Raw genomic sequence first — 1,664 nt, forward strand, 5'->3', positions numbered from 1 at the left:
ATGCGAGCGAACTGATAAAGAAAACATTGAGATGCTTAAGCGGAAGTATGGCGCTGATAGCAATGCCGTTAAGGTCCGAGTAAAAGGTGATTTCCCTGATCAGGAAGATGATGTCTTTATTCAGCTTTATTTGGTTATGCGAGGTATCAATACCGACTATGACGATGATAGTGAGGTTGACTCTATTGATATCGCCTGTGACGTTGCTCGTGAGGGCGAAGACGAAACAGTCATTGGTACCAAATTGAATCAAAAGGTCCTGCCTTTTGTCATACGCCATGGACAGGATACCATGAAAACAGTAGGCGATATTATGAGGATTGCCAATAAACTGCATGATCGATATTCTCATGTCATTATTCCTGTTAAGATTGATGATACTGGCGTTGGCGGTGGGGTAACTGACCGATTAAAAGAAATTGTGAAATTAGAAAACCTGACCTGGCTGCGAATTATCCCTTGCAAGTTTGGTATTCCAGTCAAACACAAGTATTACTATGATACCACCACCATTATGGCATCGATCGTAAAGGATCTTCTCAATGAGTTTGACGAAGCGGGCAATAAGAAAGCATGTGAGCTTTGTTTACCCAATGATGATGAATTAATCGTGCAGCTGACAACTCGTAAATATGGGATATACGAAAGTAAAGGCAGACTTAAGCTGGAGAGTAAGAAAGAAATGAAGAAGCGGGGACTAAAATCACCAGACAGAGCAGACTGTCTTTTTTTATTGTGCTTACCAGTTGCGATTGAGCCCACAATAAAACGCGAAAGAAAACATCGTTTCTAAGGAGGTGAGAACTTGCAAAAAGTAAGGGCCAGAGTCATTACTGGCATTCAAAAATCAGAAACACCAACGGCCAAGGATGCGGATGAAAAAAAGTACTCTATTGCAGACGTGCTTGAGCCCAAATATTCCATTTTACGACTACTAGAAATGAAAGAAATGTCTACGATTCTTCCGCAATGCGTAGAGTCTTATAAGCAGAATATAGTTGGCTTTGGACTACAGCTAAAATATAAGAACGATGAGACAAAAGACAAAGAAACTCCCGAGATGGTTGCAGAGTGGAACCGAGTTGACTCGGCTTTGAAGTACATGCATATGGAAAAATCATTTGTTGATATTCTGAAAGACGCCATTGATGATCGAGAGGCTTGTGGTAATGGATATATCGAGGTGATCCGCAACGGTAAGAAAGAAGTAGTTGAGTTAGAGAAGATTGAAGATGCCTCCAGTATTCGCGTAACAAAAAGAGGCACCGCAGTCGACGTTACCTACTACCGTGACGGACAGAAATTTGATCGTAAGAAGAAATTTAGGCGGTATGTGCAAGTTGTGAATGGTCAAAAGGAAGTTTGGTTTAAGGAGTTCGGCGACCCGCGTATCATGGATATGCGGACCGGCAATTTTGACGATAGTACTCCTGCTGAATTCCAAGCCAATGAGATTTTGCATCTTAAGATTGGTAATGGCGCCTATGGAGTACCTCGCTGGATCTCAGCCCTCATGGATATGTACGGTAGCCGGAATGCATCGGAACTGAATTACCGATATTTCAAACAAGGTCGCCATTTGCCGGCTGCCATTCTAATTAAAAACGGTAGACTGACGGAAGATAGCGAGGCTGCGTTATCGGAGTATGCCTCATCGGTGGAGG

1 protein-coding gene and 1 pseudogene are annotated in these 1,664 nt (G+C 42.6%); both read left to right on the forward strand.

Translation table 11 applies throughout. The annotated features are described in order from the left end of the window. Positions 1-793 (forward strand): annotated as a pseudogene (locus tag LMF89_RS25290) (hypothetical protein); the annotation flags it as partial. A gap of 12 nt (positions 794-805) precedes the next feature. Beyond that, positions 806-1,664, forward strand: an 859-nt coding sequence (locus LMF89_RS25295) for a phage portal family protein (RefSeq protein WP_229537577.1), incomplete at its 3' end; no start/stop codon positions are given.

This window comes from Pelosinus baikalensis, assembly GCF_020819555.1.
In the GTDB taxonomy this organism is placed as follows: domain Bacteria; phylum Bacillota; class Negativicutes; order DSM-13327; family DSM-13327; genus Pelosinus; species Pelosinus baikalensis.